At 36.1% G+C, this 14580-nt stretch carries 10 protein-coding genes and 3 tRNA genes; 7 read left to right on the forward strand and 6 right to left on the reverse strand.

From position 1 onward, the window contains the following. Positions 1–93: 93 nt before the first annotated feature. Positions 94–178, forward strand: a tRNA-Leu gene (locus tag H710_RS03660). Positions 179–268: 90 nt separating this feature from the next. Further along, positions 269–1414, forward strand: a complete 1146-nt coding sequence (locus tag H710_RS03665; RefSeq protein ID WP_052472881.1) for an alpha/beta hydrolase — start codon at positions 269–271, stop codon at positions 1412–1414. A gap of 523 nt (positions 1415–1937) precedes the next feature. On the opposite strand, the gene H710_RS03670 is transcribed toward H710_RS03665, so the two are convergent. Both H710_RS03670 and H710_RS03675 read right to left on the reverse strand, forming a co-directional pair. Further along, positions 1938–3857, reverse strand: coding sequence for a DUF1561 family protein (locus H710_RS03670; protein WP_041849483.1), 1920 nt, complete (start codon positions 3855–3857; stop codon positions 1938–1940). A gap of 715 nt (positions 3858–4572) precedes the next feature. Next, positions 4573–4647 (reverse strand) — tRNA-Asn (locus H710_RS03675). A gap of 189 nt (positions 4648–4836) precedes the next feature. Between H710_RS03675 and H710_RS03680 the strand changes: the two genes are divergently transcribed. The 5 genes from H710_RS03680 (at position 4837) to H710_RS03700 (ending at position 10791) form a co-directional block, all read left to right on the forward strand. After that, positions 4837–4910 (forward strand) — tRNA-Cys (locus H710_RS03680). A gap of 229 nt (positions 4911–5139) precedes the next feature. Then, positions 5140–5814, forward strand: a complete 675-nt coding sequence (locus H710_RS03685) for a protein-L-isoaspartate O-methyltransferase family protein (protein WP_041849484.1) — start codon at positions 5140–5142, stop codon at positions 5812–5814. Between the two features lie 85 nt (positions 5815–5899). Continuing rightward, positions 5900–7153, forward strand: a complete 1254-nt coding sequence (locus H710_RS03690) for a TolC family outer membrane protein (protein ID WP_244875589.1) — start codon at positions 5900–5902, stop codon at positions 7151–7153. A 182-nt stretch (positions 7154–7335) separates the two neighbouring features. After that, positions 7336–7899, forward strand: a complete 564-nt coding sequence (locus H710_RS03695) for a DUF2497 domain-containing protein (protein WP_041849486.1) — start codon at positions 7336–7338, stop codon at positions 7897–7899. Between the two features lie 165 nt (positions 7900–8064). After that, positions 8065–10791 (forward strand): valine--tRNA ligase, encoded by a 2727-nt coding sequence (locus tag H710_RS03700; RefSeq protein ID WP_041849487.1) that lies wholly within the window; start codon positions 8065–8067, stop codon positions 10789–10791. A gap of 554 nt (positions 10792–11345) precedes the next feature. Here H710_RS03700 and H710_RS03705 read toward each other — a convergent pair. The 4 genes from H710_RS03705 to H710_RS03720 form a co-directional block, all read right to left on the reverse strand. Then, positions 11346–12092 carry an amino acid ABC transporter ATP-binding protein gene (locus H710_RS03705; RefSeq protein WP_041849488.1) on the reverse strand — a complete coding sequence of 249 codons (747 nt, stop codon included), beginning with the start codon at positions 12090–12092 and terminating at the stop codon, positions 11346–11348. 11 nt (positions 12093–12103) lie between these two features. Further along, entirely contained in the window at positions 12104–12820 is a 717-nt protein-coding gene (locus H710_RS03710) for an amino acid ABC transporter permease (RefSeq protein WP_041849489.1), read from the reverse strand. Position 12821: 1 nt separating this feature from the next. Next, a complete protein-coding gene (locus tag H710_RS03715; protein WP_041849490.1) occupies positions 12822–13574 on the reverse strand; it encodes an amino acid ABC transporter permease in 753 nt (250 codons plus the stop codon). A 145-nt stretch (positions 13575–13719) separates the two neighbouring features. Next, positions 13720–14580: transporter substrate-binding domain-containing protein (locus H710_RS03720; protein WP_080772763.1), on the reverse strand; the 861-nt coding region annotated here is incomplete at its 5' end.

The following is a 14580-nucleotide window of genomic DNA, read 5'->3' on the forward strand; positions in this document are numbered from 1 at the left end:
AAAATAAATTATAAAAAACTAAGAATAGACTTGTACCTTTCTGTATGATTTGTTAAATGCCGAAGAGTTATATATCTTAACTTTTTGCCGTGTGCGGTCGTGGCGGAATTGGTAGACGCGCAGCGTTGAGGTCGCTGTGAGGAAACTCGTGGAAGTTCGAGTCTTCTCGACCGCACCATTTACACTTTTAAATTATTACTTAGCAAATGTAGATAGATCTACAATATGGTGGGATTCTGTGAAATATATAACATTTTTAAAGTATTCCATGCTTTTTATTTGTATTGCTCTGCTTGCAGCATGTGGTAATAAACGTGCTGTTCTTTGGCATGGGATAAATGCAACACCATCTATGATTGCGGTGCAAAGAGAAGTTGAAGACGGGCCAGTTCTTCCAAAAGCTATTATTCCAGTGTATGTTGCAACAAGTCGCATGATGCAAAATAGTTATTCTCAACCTTATGGATCAGAGCGGTCAAAGCAAGTGCACTATAATCGTGTTGATGTAGGAATTCCGCAACAACATGTGAAAGGTAGAGTTGAAACAAATACATATAAACCTACTCATGATAAATATTTTGCGGCTGCTGCTTTACAGAAGTATAGTGACAAGGAACATTTTAAGAGGAAATTAAATATTGAGTTAGCGAAAAAGAAAAAAGGAAAAAGAGAAATTTTCCTTTTCATTCACGGTTATAATAACAATTTTGCTGATGGTACATTTCATGCAGCTCAGTTTGTGTATGATTATTCTTTAGATGTGGTGACTGTGCATTATTCATGGCCTTCTGCTGGAGCGATACCTCTTTATGTATATGATCGTGATAGTGCTAATTTTGCACGTGATGGACTAATAGAGCTTTTAACAGTTATTAGTGAAACGGATGCTGATCAAATTTCTGTTATCGCACATTCAATGGGCAATTTTGTTATAATGGAAGCATTCAGAACTTTAGCTTTGCAAAGAAAGTATAAACCAATTCGCCGTATTACAAGTTTTTTAATGGCTGCACCAGATATTGATATTGATGTGTTTGAGCGTCAATTTAATGATATTAAAAAGTTACCGCATCCAACAGCTGTTTTAGTATCTCGTAAGGATAAAGCTCTTGCTGTTTCAGGGCGTCTCACAGGGGGACATTCTCGTGTAGGAGATGGTTTAAGTATTGAAATGTTACGGAAAAATGGAATAGCTGTGCTTGATGTCTCTAACATTGATGGTGGAGCCCATAATGTATTTGCTTCTTCACCAACATTAATGGCTCTGTCTCGAGAAGGTTCTTTAGCCTCGACAATTATGCGCGGTACGGAACTTTCACCTAGTCAAGCAATGTTTGCTGACGGTAGCAATGTCTTAAAAGAAACAACAAATTTTATTTTTTATGCACCTGTTCGTTTTTTCTTTGATCCTTAAAAAAGTACAGGAGGCAGATAAAAAAATAAATATAAATGAGTTACATCTACATTAGTTGATTATTTATCTCATTATGCAGTAGATATATCAAATTCAAACACAATGCTCTTGTAAAGGTGAAGAAAAGCAGCGTTTTTTCTATAATTAAAAATCTTTTTGTTCTCACTCCAAAATTGATGAAATTATTAAACGATTACAAAAAGCACGAGAACAACTTCCTGTTGAGAATCCGCATCTCTTTGAAAATAGGTTAAAGCTATAGAGTACTTTATAAATTAAGATTTAAAGCACAAAATACCTAAAAATCATTATGCCTTCTCTAAAAGCTTATTTTTTGAGGTAGGGAAAATAGCAATCACCCTAATTGAAGAAAAATAATTTTGTAAAAAAAATGCTATTTTAATAGATATTAATCTTTCTTGAAAGAGTCTAGCATTCTTTGATTTTGAAAGAAAAAAATTCGCATTAGCTTAATTTTATTATTTTTTACCAGACTCTTTTATTATTTCAACAATATTAATTTTTATTGAATCGCACATCTGCCACTGCCACACTGATTAAGCAAAGAAGCTCTTGGTAATTGTCTATTGCCTCTTCTATGATCTCCTTCTCCGGTGCAATCTCTTTGAGAGACATAAAGACTTAAAGGAATTTCATCAAGTTGGGCCATTTGATAGGTTATGAGTGAATGAAGTATTTGAGTTCTCCCAACTGAAAGATAATGTATTAATGCGTCTATATTTGTTGTTGGGGTAAGAACATGTCTGAATTGGTCCAAAGTCAAAATGTGTATGTTTGTAGGGATAAGTACTAAGCCTTGGTTTGTCCTTAAAATAGGTTGGGCATGACCAATAACGTTTGTACCATCTCTATTTGACCTGACAATTGAAACATACCAAGCTGTTCCAGGAGGAGCAGTTAACAGGCCTTGAAGTCTACTTCTCATTTCTTCCTCTGTTCTTGCCATAGTTGAAGGTCTCCAATTATATTGAGGTAATAGCATCAATGCTGTTGCGCGCGTTACTCTACTTGTTCGCGTATAAGTATTCTCTCCTGTGTGAAAAGGTAGATTAACGTAAGACATTGTGGATTCAAGTCTTGTTGCAAGTTCAGGAAATCTAGTACGAAATGAGATAAATGGATCCACTCCTTCATGTGTATCAAAGAAATAACCTCCACTATGACGAGGTCTACCTATATTATCTTCCTGCAATTCAGCGAGCATTTGCAGAGTATGCAGCATACAGGGGCCACAAAAGGCAATATGTTCTTGACCTGCAAAAGTAGAACTTCTAGCTATGTTATATAGTCTTCGTATCCATTCATTGGTGAGAGTAAAATCAGGAGGTAAAGACCGCTTACTTCGTGTCTTTGAAGTAAAAGTCTGTACAATATTTTCCTTTTTTCCCGGAGCTGGGCAATAAGCTAGTGTATCCCCTAAATTTCCATTGACATAGCGACTCCAACGATCAAAATCATAAGCAAAAAGAAATTCAGATTTAGGAGAATTTTGAGTATCTGCTTTCAAGTAATCAGGTTTAACTGTGTAAGGAAAACCCCAACTAGTACCATATTGCGTAACTCGTAAAAAATTACCTTGATGATCTAGAAGTGGCCCTTCGCGTCCGTATAATTGAGAAATATCCCAGTAACCAATGTCTTTGGTTTCAGAAACAGTATCATCACAAAACTTCCATCTTACCCAATTCCAATTATCTGAAGTAGATTGTTGGGAAGCCATACAAGATAATGCTCCTGTGGAAGGAAAATATCTGAAAATATGGCCATTGTCTGGGTTATAATAGAGATCAAAAAGATTTGATTTAGATCCATCGTCCGTAATATAATAAGTAGAGAAGCTCGGGCCACTGATGAATTTCCATCCCACGAAAGTTTTGATATTAATATTGACTGGAGCAGCAATAATCTTTGCCCATGAATCCATCATGCTTAAGGTATGATTGTAGTAATCACCTGAGTTTTTTGAAATAAAAGTGTACCATTTATAGTCTTTAACACGAAATTTTTTATCAGCTGTATAAAATGCATTTCCTTCAATGATCCAGCGTTGATTTTCATCGTTGATAACACAGGGTCTTAAGAGGAGATAATCCCAGTTAGCATTGGAATTTCCGTTAATTCCTGTAACGGAGCTAGGAGCAGTCATGCATAGCCAAATGCCCTTTACATTCCAAGCTATTCTTTGAAAGAGATCATATCGAGCGAATTTAACGCTAGGAGAAGAGCAATTATCAATGTAAACGTAACTTTCACCATTCACAAATGCTGGGGCATAGCAATATTCCCCTCCAGTGTGGACCTTAACGTGAATAGCCTTGTCATGAGGCGTATCCGGGTTCTTTTGCTCTGGCACAGGAGCTGCAGAAGAGGTATGAATATTCAGTAATAGGCTAAAGAAAAATAAAAACAGTTTCATTTTCATTTTTTTGTTTCCTTTAAAACATCCCTCCCACTATGATGTTGGTAAGTTAATTAGAAAGTTTATACTTTAGACCTTCCTCAAGAACAGTTTATAGTGTACTCATCAGATTTTTATGGTGATTTATATTGTTTGCTTTCATGATAAACATACTTAAATATCAATAGATTATCTACAGAGCACTGATTATGTAATGGTTAACACATTTTCTTATGTTAGTAATCCTATTTCCACTAAGAGTTACAATTAGGATTAAAGAACTACCTAGTGCGTCAAACATGTTAAACCTTAGCTGATTTATATAATTGGATATGCCTTGTTCTCGAAATTAATAAAAATATATTTTATAAAATTTGATTAATAAAGATATCTAAAGTTGAAAATTTTGTTCAAGTTAATTGAAGGGGAATATTGATTAAGGTTAGAAGAAAAAGCGGAGAAAAACTTGTGTAAAAGTATAGTAAATCTCTACTATGAGGTAAACTGATGTCTTGCTTAACGCAGTGGAATAAAGCTTGTTAATTTTTTATTTTGAGTGTTTTTAAAATAACACACAATATTATCTGCATATATTTGAAGAAATTATTTTAGAAAATTATAAAAACAAAAAGGAAACCTGTGAGAAAAGCTGAAAATTCTATTCTGTCATCTTGCTATGTTGTTTCTTATTCTTAAAATAGATAAACTAAAGCGAAATGTTACATAAAAATAAAAAAAATGGCTCCCCGGGCCGGATTCGAACCAGCGACCAACCGGTTAACAGCCGGTTGCTCTACCGCTGAGCTACCGAGGAAGAATATCCAGTCTTTAATTAATGAACAAGGCTATAGCAAAGCAGTATTGATTTGCAAAGAAAAAAATTTCTTTTTTTTAAAAAATATCAGAAATTCCATAGAAAGAGGAAAAAAGGTTGAAGAAGTTGTCTGTCACTTGACGAATATGTTCTCTTCCCTTATTGACAATTTTCACATTATATTGATGAGGCCTTGTGGCGGAATGGTTACGCAGAGGACTGCAAATCCTTGTATCCCGGTTCGATTCCGGGCGAGGCCTCCAATTTATTTTGATCTATTTAATTAGTGCTCTAAAATAAATGGTTTTCTTTTCCTTTTTAATTAAGAACGATTTTCTATGAATATAGACTTGACCGGAATTTTGTTGCAATTGGAGTCTTATATTGACTGGAGCATGCTTTTTTGTCACATTCAAAAGTAAGAGATAATTTGTGTCCTAGCTATTCCACTTTGTTGTGGTGTTTGTCGTAGGTGGGAGAGAAGAGCTAGTTATGGTTGCAGATTTTACAGAGCTTCGCCGTAAAATGGTTGATAATCAGATTCGTACTGTGGATGTAACGAATTTGTCGGTTCTTGAGGCATTTTTAACGGTGCCACGTGAAGATTTTGTACCAGAGGATGTTAAAGATTTAAGTTACCTTGATACTGATATTCTTATTTTTCCACTACAAGGCGATATCCCTGCGAGTTATTTGATGAGGCCTGCATCTTTAGCAAAGCTGTTACAGCTTGCAGCCGTAAAACCATCGGATAGTATATTAGATATTGGCGCAAATAGTGGTTATTGTGCAGCCTTGTTTTCAAAGCTTGCTAAATCTGTTATTGCGTTGGAAAGTAATAAGACTCTTTCAAAACAAGCTGCTGAGCTTTTAGAACGTTATCAGTGTGATAATGTGGTTGTTGTGCATGGATTATTGGAGAAGGGGTATGCTGTTAAGGGACCCTATGATTTAATTTTTATTGAAGGTGCTGTTGATTTTATTCCTGATGGTATCTTTGATCAAATGAAAGAAGGAGGGCGCCTTCTTGTGGTTGAAGGACATGGTAATGCTGGTGTTGCGCAAATCTATATAAAGGAAGAAGGGAGCATTTCAGCTCGTCGTGGTTTTAACCTTTCTGTAAAGCCGCTTTCCGAATTTTTAAGAATACCTGATTTTGTGTTTTAGTATTTGCAGCACCCATGAATAGAAAATAGATGATTAATTTGGGGTTTATATCGTGTTTAAAATAAGCAAGAAATTTCAGGTATGTTTGTTACTTACATTGGGAACTTTTGTTTCAGGATCAGCTTACGCTGATACATTAGAAAATGCTTTAGCTAAAGCTTGTATATATAATGCTAAATTAAACTACGAGCGCGCAGCTATGCGTATAGCAAATGATGATATAACAATTGCACGTGCTGGTTTTTTACCGCAAATTGATGGGATTGGGACCTATAATCGAAATAATGCTACAGGTTCTTATAAAAATTCTGGATCCATGGAACTAAGAATAAATCAAAGATTGTTTGATTTTATTACACAAAATATGTTTTTATCAGCTCAAGTTAAAATGCAAGCACAGCGTGAATCTTTTCGTAATGCTGAACAAAATTTGTTTCTAGATGTTATAAAAGCGTATGCTAACGTATATCAAACACGTCGTATTGCTGAGCTTCGTCAAGAAAATTTAGCGGCTCTTGAAGAGTTAGTTCGTTCAAATAAAGCAAAGCTTGATATAGGGGAGGTGGCCCAAGTTGATTTTGCTCAGGCACAAGCAGCGCGCTCTTTCGCTGTCTCTGAGTATAGTCTTGCGCGTTCTGAAGCAAAATCAGCGGAAGCAATTTATCAGCAAGTTGTGGGAGATTATCCCGCAAAGTTGGAGTCTCCTTCAGGGGCAAAAGAATTACCGGAGAGTCTTGATATTGGTTATCAAATTGCTGTTGTTACGCATCCAGCAATTCTTTACGCAAAATATTTGGTTGATGCTAGTTCATACAATGTAAAAGCAAAAGAGGGAGCAATGTTTCCTAAGCTTGATCTTTCTGCATCGGCGTCCTACAATCGAATTTATGGTATTCCTGAGGGAGATGGTGTTTCTCAATCAATAGGGCTTTCATTAAGCGTTCCGATTTTTGAAGGTGGGCGCACTTCTGCACAGGTTCGCCAATCGAAAGAACAATTTGAGCAGGCTCGTCTTCAGTTTGATTTGGCTCAAAATGATGTAAAGCAGGCACTCGCTTCTGCGTGGTTTCAATTGGAGGGCACGCGCGCATCTGTTGTAGCTTATAGCGAGAGTGTACGTGCTGCAGAAATTGCTCTTAAAGGTCGTATGCAAGAAAACCGTTTAGGGCAGGCAACAACGTTGGATGTTTTAAGGTCCCGCACTGAGTTGATTAATGCTCAGATTTCACTAGTAACTGCAGAACGAAATGCTATTATTGCGAGTTATACTGTTCAATCTGCTATTGGTAAACTAACGGCAAGTCATTTAGGATTGAAGGCTACTCAAGATATTCACTAAAAACATAAGAAAGATGCGTTTTTTGTGTTTAAGTAATTTTGGAATGTTATTTTCTGTTACTAAAGTGAAGAAAAGTTGTGTGTGTTATTATATTCAGTATGAAGAGATGTGTTAATCGTGTAATTATTTTGTTAAACTGATAGAATGGTTTTTGTTTTTGCATTTTTGAGAGGTGTTTAGGTATGGTACAAAGTTCGAGTGCATTGCGTGAGCCAAGTATGGATGAAATTTTAACATCTATTCGTGAAATAATCGAAGAAAATGCAATTCAGGCTGATCAGGTTTCAAATAAAGTCGTTATGACTAATTCTTCTTCTGAAAAGAACTCAACAGTACCGCTAGAAAGCCTTGATGAATCAGCTTTATCTGTTGATGATGCAATAAAAGCTTTAGCGGATCGTATTGGTATTCCCTCTGATGATGAAGATTTATCTTTTGTGCATATGAAAAACAATGCGGAAGTAGAAAATAATACAGTTGGTTTGGATATGCAAAAGATGAAATTTTTCTCTGAAGAACAGATGTCTGTTCATAAAACAGGACAAGCTGATACCCATGTATCTCAGCAAGGGAACACGATTTCTGATTGTGTAGGATCGTCTGCATGTTTTGTTTCTTCTGCGGAGAAGATTGCAGAAGATATATTACGTCCAGCTATAGCAGAATGGTTGCAGCGTGAATTGCCTGTTGTTCTTGAGAAAATTTTGCGTGAAGAGATCGTTAAAACAATTAAAAAATTACCTTAAATTCTAGGCAGTCATTATTTTTAGCGGTCGGGTATTTTATTTACCATAAAAAGCGATTTTTCAGTTTTGCAAGCTGTTTTAAGTAAGTAGCTTATAGACCATGTGATTAGGTATTCAATCATAAGTTGTGTTTTTGGGGAACGCTGGTAACAAGTGGGTAGAAAAATGCTAGAAAAAACCTATGACGCTGCTGCCGTAGAGCCACGTATTGCGAAGCAGTGGGAAACACGTGGTGCTTTTAAAGCAGGAGCAGGTTCAAAACCGTGCACAGAAGCTTTCTGTGTTATGCTTCCGCCACCAAATGTAACTGGTTCATTGCATATGGGGCATGCATTAAATGCAACAATTCAAGATATTATGGTGCGTTTTCAGCGGATGCATGGTAAAAATGTGCTATGGCAGCCTGGCATGGATCATGCAGGGATTGCAACGCAAATGGTGGTTGAACGTCAACTTGCAGAGCGTCAGGAACCAACTCGCCAAGAAATGGGGCGAGAAAAATTTATTGAGCGTGTTTGGAAATGGCGCCATGAAGCTGGTGGCATCATTTCTAGTCAACTGCGGCGTCTTGGTGTTTCATGTGATTGGTCGCGTGAGCGCTTTACAATGGATGAAGGTTTATCAGAGGCTGTTCGTGAGGTTTTTGTTAGGCTTTATAAGCAGGGGTTAATATATAAGGACAAGCGTCTAGTTAATTGGGATCCAAAATTATTAACAGCTATCTCGGATCTTGAAGTTGAGTCAAAAGAAATTCAAGGTCATTTATGGCATTTTAGGTATCCGCTTGAAGGTAAAATTTTTGATCAAGATGATCCTACAACTTTTATAATAATTGCGACAACACGTCCTGAAACAATGCTTGGTGATACAGGAATTGCAGTTAATCCTAGAGATCATCGCTATAAAGATCTCATAGGTAAAAATGCTATTTTACCATTTGTGGGGCGTAAGTTATTGATTGTTGGTGATGATTATGCTGACCCTGAAGAAGGAAGCGGTGCTGTAAAAATCACGCCGGCACATGATTTTAATGATTTTGAAATTGGGCAAAAGAATAATTTGCCTTTGATCAATATTTTTACGCAGAGAGCTAAAATATTTTTGCGTGATAATGAAGCATTCTTTGATGGTTTGGTTGTATCGGATCAATTAAAAGCGTTGGTAAAGGATCTAGATCAATCTGATCGTTTTGTTGCGCGGGATCGAATTGTTTCTCTTATGGAAGAAGGGGGATATTTAGTAACAGTTGATGATCATTTGCATACTGTTCCTCATGGTGATCGAAGTGGGGTTCCCATTGAACCGCTTTTAACAGATCAATGGTATGTCAATGCTGAAAAATTAGCAAAGCCAGCGATAGAGGTTGTTCATCAGGGAAAGGTGCAATTTGTTCCGGATAATTGGAAAAAAACCTATTTTAATTGGATGGAAAATATTCAACCGTGGTGTATCTCTCGCCAATTGTGGTGGGGACATCAGATTCCTGCTTGGTATGGTCCTGATGGTAAGGTTTTTGTTGAAAAAAATGAAAAAGAGGCGTTAGCTTCAGCTTTATCTTATTATAGCAAAGAAGTTAAACTAATTCGTGATAAGGATGTTTTGGATACTTGGTTCTCATCAGCTCTTTGGCCTTTTTCGACTTTAGGTTGGCCTCATAAAACTACTGAATTAACGACATTTTATCCAACATCTTTATCGGTTACCGGATTTGATATTATTTTTTTCTGGGTTGCTCGTATGATGATGATGGGTATTCACTTTATGGGTGAGGCACCTTTTCCAATCGTTTATGTTCACGCTCTTGTACGGGATTCACATGGCGCGAAAATGTCCAAGTCTAAAGGAAACATTGTTGATCCATTAGAGCTCATTGATCAATATAGTGCAGATGCGTTGCGTTTTACCTTAGCGATTATGGCAGCACAAGGTCGTGATGTAAAACTTGATCCTTCTCGTATTGCAGGTTACCGCAATTTTGCTACAAAATTGTGGAATGCGGCTCGGTTTGCAGAAATTAATAACGTTAAGCATGATTTAGCGTTTAAGCCAGAACAAACAAAACTTGCATTTAACCGTTGGATTTTAACAGAATTATCTAAGACGGTTTCGATAGTGACTTCTAATATTGAAAATTATAAATTTAATGAAGCTGCTAGCGCACTTTACCGATTTATTTGGAATGCATTATGTGATTGGTATCTTGAATTTCTTAAACCTATATTTCAGGGAGGAGATGAAGATTCTAAGAAAGAAGCACAAGCATGTACTGCTTGGGTACTAGATGAGGTTTATAAGCTTCTCCATCCTTTTATGCCCTATATAACAGAGGAGTTGTGGTCGCTTACAGCAATGCCAGGTACAAAGCGTGAAGAGATGTTGGCATTGACACAGTGGCCACAGATAATATTTGCAGATGAAGAAGCTGCAGCTGATGTTAATTGGCTTATTGATATTATTAGTGGTATTCGTTCTATTCGCTCTGAGATGAATATTCCAGCAGCTGCACTTGCACCTCTTGTTATCATCACGGAAGGTGGAGAAGAAATACAGGAACGTGTACAACGTTATGAGGCTATTCTTAAGAGGTTAGCACGTGTTGGGACAATTTGTTTTTCTAACAAAATTCCAGAAAGATCAGCCCAAATGATTTTAGGAAAGGAAACTTTTTATTTATTGTTGGGGCAGTTGATTGATTTAGATTCTGAACGTACACGCTTGATGAAAGATATTAGTAAAATCGAACAAGATATTGAAAAAATATCAATTAAATTAAACAATCCAAAATTTATAGAAAATGCAAAACTAGAAATTGTTGAAAGTGAACGTAAAAGAATCCTAGAATTGTACGCTGCAAGAGAGAAGGCTTCTGTTGCTTTAGAGCGGCTGGCTTAGTTATTTTCTGGTTCATTATTATATTATTATAATAAATTTGGGATTTTTAATGCTTTATTTTATCGTGGGAAAACATTTCAAATGTGTATGCAAAAATTCATGATTAGCATGTGACAGTAAGATGAAATCAGGTGATTTTGATAAAAAATAATGGATGCCACAAGTGGACAATGGCTGTGAAGGTTTTTCTAAAAAAATATTTTAAAGATAGGGGATGAAAAAAATTTGTAGCAGGTAATGCAGTGATATTCGCCTGCAACCAAGAAAGGAAATTTTCTTGCTCAGACTATACCTGGAAATATGGTACTGCAAAAAAGAAAAGTAGCTCGTTGTTCAGCACTATTAATTGCAATTTACAATAAAGTCAGTACAGGAGCTAAAAATTAGCGTCATTTTATGAAAAGGTAAATTTTTGTTATTTAAAATAGAATGCGTGGCAGAATTGTTAGATAGCTGATTATAGAAAGCAGCTTGTTAGTTATGATTTGGGCGTAGAAATTTAGCCTTTTATTATATGGTCTGTAATAGAGATAGCCCAAACACAGCATCACAATTTAATGACTGAGGATTTTTGATAAAAACTCTTGCGCACGTGGAGTTCTATTCTGTGGATTAGAGAAAAATTCTTCAGATGAACAATCTTCGAGAATTGCCCCTTGATCCATAAAAATTATGCGCTTCGATACTTTTTGTGCAAAACTCATTTCATGAGTTACACAAATCATTGTCATGCCTTCTTCTGCTAAGCTCGTCATGACGTCTAATACTTCACTTACCATTTCAGGATCTAAAGCAGAAGTTGGCTCATCAAAAAGCATAACAAGTGGATCCATAGTTAAAGCACGAGCAATAGCAACACGCTGTTGTTGACCTCCAGAGAGTTGACCAGGGTATTTATCTTTATGTTCAATAAGCCCAACACGTTCAAGGTATAATAAGCCACGTTCAAGGGCTTCTTTTTTGCTACGCTTTAAAACCTTAATTTGTGCAATTGTTAAATTTTCTGTGACAGATAAATGTGGAAAAAGCTCAAAATGTTGAAACACCATCCCTACATGACTACGTAGTTTAGGTAAATTTGTTTCTTTTGAGTGAACTGGTGTTCCATTAATCCAGATTTCACCTTTTTGAAAAGGCACCAGAGCGTTAATAGTTTTAATAAAGGTTGATTTACCTGATCCCGATGGTCCGCAAACAACAACAACCTCTCCCTTATCGATATTGGTGGTGCAGTTTTTAAGAATATTAACTTCGCCGTACCAATTGGAAACATTTTTAATTTGGATCATATGAGTAGACATTTTTTTTCCTGTTAGCGAATAATGGATATTTTTTTCTGTAGATACAAAACTATCTGCGATAATGTAAAGCAAATGCCGAAGTAAAAAACGGCTGCTAAAATATAGGCTTCTGGTTTCACACCAAAATTGTTAGAAACAAGATCAAAGCCATTCAAGAGACTATTACCACTGATTGCATAGACAAGAGTTGTATCCTGAAAAAGGATGATAACCTGTGTTAAAAAGACTGGCAGCATGTTTCTAAAAGCTTGGGGAAGAATCACAATGTACATATTTTGCCAATATGTCATTCCAAGTGCTTGTCCTGCTTGTTTTTGCCCTTGCGAAATTGAGTGTATGCCGGCGCGCATAATTTCTGCAAAATAAGCAGCTTCAAATGCAGTAAAGGTAATGATTGCTGAATTGTTGGCACCGATTGATGTGCCGATCAAGAAAGGTAAAAGCACAAAAAACCATAAAATAACCATAACAAGAGGTATTGAACGCATGGCAGTTATGTAAATTGTAGCAAACCAGAAGAGAGGTTTAATAGAAGAAAGTCGCATCATTGCCAATAATACGCCGAAGATAAGTCCAAATACTGTTGCTACAAATGTTAAAAAAACACTAAAAAGAAGACCTGAAAGAATATAAGAATGGAATATCTCAAAAGTAAAAAATGAAAAATCGAAACTTGAAAACTCAAAAGGAAAATAAGACCAAAAATCAGAGCTCATGAAATCTATCATATCAACGCTCCTGTGTCTTTAAATTAGGAATTTTAAGCATTTTCTCCATTATTGCCATCATAACAAATATGAACAATGATATGATAATATAGAGAATTGTAACTAACATGTAATTTTCATAAACGTGACTTACTTCTTCAATCGTTTGATATTGAAATTGCATTAGTTCATGAATAGAAACGGCGAATGCTATAGATGAATTTTTTACTATACCCATTGCTTCTGAGGTAAGGGGTGGCAAGATAGTACGAATAGCACGGGGTATCATAATATAGCGATAACTTTGATAAGTAGTAAATCCCATTGCCATGGTTGCATAACGTTGTCCAGAAGGGATAGATTCAATTCCTGAGCGAACCTGTTCTGCGATACGTGCGGATGTAAAAAAACCTAAAGCACAGGTTATTAATATAATTGGTGAAAAATTCATTGCTGGTGGATAAATTTTAGGGACGACAAAATACCATAAAAATACTTGTACCAGCAAAGGAATGTTACGCATGATTTCTATCCAGATTCCGCCTATAGCGCGAAATGTGTTATTGATCACGGAAGTATTGGGCAGAGTCCGCACTGTTCCTATGATAACACCGATAAATACAGCTAATATTAATGAAGAAATAGATAATACAGCTGTATTTTTAAAGCCATCAAGCAGCGTATCTAAATAGGTCTGATTTATACCAGAGGTCCCAAGACATCCAGCTACTGGCATTTGAGTAAGATCATCTAAGCAAAGGAAAGAAAAGTCCATTAATCTATATTTCCTAAAGTTAGTCATCCCTTGAGTTAGGATGAAAAAATTAGTCATATTTTACATATGCTAAACGTGTTGAAAAATTAACGCAGAAACAACCACACTTATAATTTGAAAATAAGTGTGGTTGTTCTTTTAAATTTTATAGGCTGTTTTCTGTATAATCTTCTTTAGGTTTATTATTAGGCTTTTCCCAAGCATGTCTTGTTGATTCTGATAAAGGAAGACCTATAACAGTATTTGTAGGAGGGATTGGTTCCATAAACCATTTATTGTATAACTTTTCAAGTGAACCATCTTTGATTTGGCTTACGATACTATCGTTGATTGCCTGTTCAAAATTTTCATCCTCTAATCGGAGCATACAAGCAATAGGTTCAACTGAAAGTACAGAATCAAGAATCATGTAATCAGATGGATTTCTTGATTTAGAGATACTTCCAGCAAGAATTGAAGAGTCCATAATAAACGCGTCAGCACGACCGGATTCTAATAACAAAAAACTATCTGCATGATCCCTGCCGTTAATGACTCTGAAGTTAATGTTTTTTGCACGTCCATTTTGACGAATAAGCTGAACAGCTGTTGTTCCAGTGGTCGTAGCGATTGTTTTTCCATTTAAATCTTGGATAGATTTAATGCCAGAGTCTTTTTTAACAGCAATTCGAACTTCTTCAACATAAGTTGTATAAGCAAATGCTACAGATCTCCTACGGGCGATATCGTTTGTTGTAGAACCACACTCAAAATCATAAGTGCTATTTTGCAACAGAGGAATTCGATTTTGTGATGTGATAGGAAGATAACGAATTCTGATTGGTTTTCCAATTTTTTTTGAAATGTCATTAATAATGTTTTCTGCCATTTCTGTATGGAATCCTGTATATTTACCATTACCAAGTGCATAAGCTAAACCTGAAGATTCGCGAACACCTAAAGTGATTCTTCCTGTTTGTTTAATTCTCTCAAGTGTATCATTTTGAGCGTGCGCAACACTCACTAT

The sequence above is a fragment of the Bartonella bacilliformis Ver097 genome, assembly GCF_000709795.1.
Classification (GTDB): domain Bacteria; phylum Pseudomonadota; class Alphaproteobacteria; order Rhizobiales; family Rhizobiaceae; genus Bartonella; species Bartonella bacilliformis_A.

Coding starts and splice junctions, on each gene's coding strand:
- H710_RS03700 (WP_041849487.1), top strand. CDS start 8,065: ATGCTAGAAAAAACCTATGACGCTGCTGCCGTAGAGCCACGTATTGCG.
- H710_RS03715 (WP_041849490.1), bottom strand. CDS start 13,574: ATGGACTTTTCTTTCCTTTGCTTAGATGATCTTACTCAAATGCCAGTA.
- H710_RS03665 (WP_052472881.1), top strand. CDS start 269: ATGCTTTTTATTTGTATTGCTCTGCTTGCAGCATGTGGTAATAAACGT.
- H710_RS03695 (WP_041849486.1), top strand. CDS start 7,336: ATGGTACAAAGTTCGAGTGCATTGCGTGAGCCAAGTATGGATGAAATT.
- H710_RS03705 (WP_041849488.1), bottom strand. CDS start 12,092: ATGTCTACTCATATGATCCAAATTAAAAATGTTTCCAATTGGTACGGC.
- H710_RS03685 (WP_041849484.1), top strand. CDS start 5,140: ATGGTTGCAGATTTTACAGAGCTTCGCCGTAAAATGGTTGATAATCAG.
- H710_RS03710 (WP_041849489.1), bottom strand. CDS start 12,820: ATGATAGATTTCATGAGCTCTGATTTTTGGTCTTATTTTCCTTTTGAG.
- H710_RS03670 (WP_041849483.1), bottom strand. CDS start 3,857: ATGAAAATGAAACTGTTTTTATTTTTCTTTAGCCTATTACTGAATATT.